This is a genomic window from Sulfuricaulis sp., from assembly GCF_049587675.1.
Taxonomy (GTDB): domain Bacteria; phylum Pseudomonadota; class Gammaproteobacteria; order Acidiferrobacterales; family Sulfurifustaceae; genus Sulfuricaulis.
This window is the reverse complement of the sequence record NZ_JBAVEJ010000073.1, coordinates 1-1,854: the sequence shown is the minus strand read 5'-3', so window position 1 is coordinate 1,854 and position 1,854 is coordinate 1. Positions and strand designations below refer to the sequence as shown.

The 1,854-nt window shown below is 64.0% G+C and carries 1 protein-coding gene; it reads left to right on the top strand.

The annotated features are described in order from the left end of the window. Positions 1 to 1,846, top strand: a 1,846-nt coding sequence (locus WB402_RS03830; RefSeq protein WP_424205590.1) for a GNAT family N-acetyltransferase, incomplete at its 5' end; no start/stop codon positions are given. Positions 1,847 to 1,854: the final 8 nt, after the last annotated feature.

Below are 1,854 nucleotides of genomic sequence, written 5' to 3'. Positions count from 1 at the left end.
CGCCATGACGATCGAGCAGCTGTTCTCCGCCGCGGAGTTGCTGGCCACGAAGTTTCGCGTGCGCGGTCACCGGCTGGCGATCGTGACCAACGCCGGCGGACCCGGCGTACTCGCCGCGGATCGCGCCGCCGATCTCGGTGTCGAACTGGCGACATTGTCGGACACCACGATAGCGCGGCTCGACAAGCTGCTTCCCTCGCACTGGTCGCATGGCAACCCGGTGGATATTCTGGGCGATGCGTCCCCGACGCGTTTTCGCGACGCCGCCGAGGCTTGCCTGGCCGATCCCCACGTGGATGGCTTGCTGGTGATGCTGACCCCTCAGGCCATGACCGACCCGCTCGCGGTGGCCAAGCACATCGTGGAACTCGCGGCCGGCACCGACAAACTGGTGCTGGCCTGCTGGATGGGAGAGGCGCAGGTGCTGGTGGCGCGCGCGCTTTTCACCGAGCATCAGCTCCCGGAATTTCCCAGCCCCGAATCGTCGGTCGAGGCCTTCGCCTATCTCGCCAATTACCAGCGCAACCAGCTGTTGCTGCGCCAAGTGCCGGGCCCGCTCTCGCCGCACAGCACCCCGGACGTCGAGGGCGCCCACCTGATCATCGATGCCGCGCTCGCCGAACGCCGGACACTTCTTACCGGCATGGAAGCGCGCGCGGTGTTGAACGCGTTCGGCATTCCGCTGTTGCCGGGGATGGAAGCGCACAGCGAGAGCGAGGCGCTGGTGATGGCGGAGTCGATCGGCTACCCGGTGACGCTCAAGATCGCTTCACCCGACATCACGCACAAGTCCGACGTCAACGGCGTACGCCTCAACATCGGCAATGCCCAGGCGGTACGCTCGGTGTACCGCGAGCTTGTCGAGTCGGTGAAACGCAAGCGCCCGCAGGCGCACATTGTCGGCGCGACCGTGGAACGCATGTACAAGCATCCGCATGGACGCGAGCTCCACGTTGGAGTTATACGCGATGAGGTTTTCGGCCCGGTGATAAGCTTCGGGCTGGGCGGCGTGGCGATAGAGGTATTGCGCGATCGCGCCTGTGCACTGCCGCCGCTCAATACTTTTATCGTCCGGGACATGATCCGCAACACGCGCGCCGCCAAGCTGATCGCGGCGTTTCGCCACATGCCGGCCGTCAACCATGCCGCGCTCGAGCAGGTGCTGCTGGCGGTGTCGGAAATGATCTGCGAGCTTCCGCAAATCAAGGAACTCGATATCAACCCGCTGGTGGCCGATGAGCAGGGGGTCGTGGCGCTCGACGTACGCATCGTGGTGGAAACGCCGCCGCCGCGTCGCGACCGCTACGGGCATATGACGATTTATCCGTACCCGAGTCATCTCGTTTCGCACATGCAGCTGCCGGACGGGACGGATATCGTGTTGCGGCCGATCCGTCCGGAGGACGCGGATATCGAAGCGGCGTTCGTGCGCAATCTTTCGCCGAAGGCGAGGTACATGCGCTTCATGCAAACGCTGGAGGAACTCAGCCCGGAAATGCTCGTGCGCTTCACGCAGATCGACTACGACCGCGAACTGGCATTGATTGCCGTGGTGATGCAGGACGACAAGGAGGTCGAAATCGCGGTAACGCGCTATGGCGTCAATCCGGACGGAGACAGCTGCGAGTTCGCCATCGTGGTCGCAGACGAATGGCAGACCCGGGGAGTCGGCGCGCGGCTGCTCACGCTGCTGATCGAAGCCGCCAAGGCCAGGGGGTTCAAGAAGATGGAGGGCGAGGTGCTGGCAGAAAATGGCGCGATGCTTTCGCTCGTGAAGCGGGTCGGTTTTTCCGTGAGCACCCTGCCTGACGAGCCGGCGATTTTCGCGGTTCAACGCAATCTGTAATGCCAGGC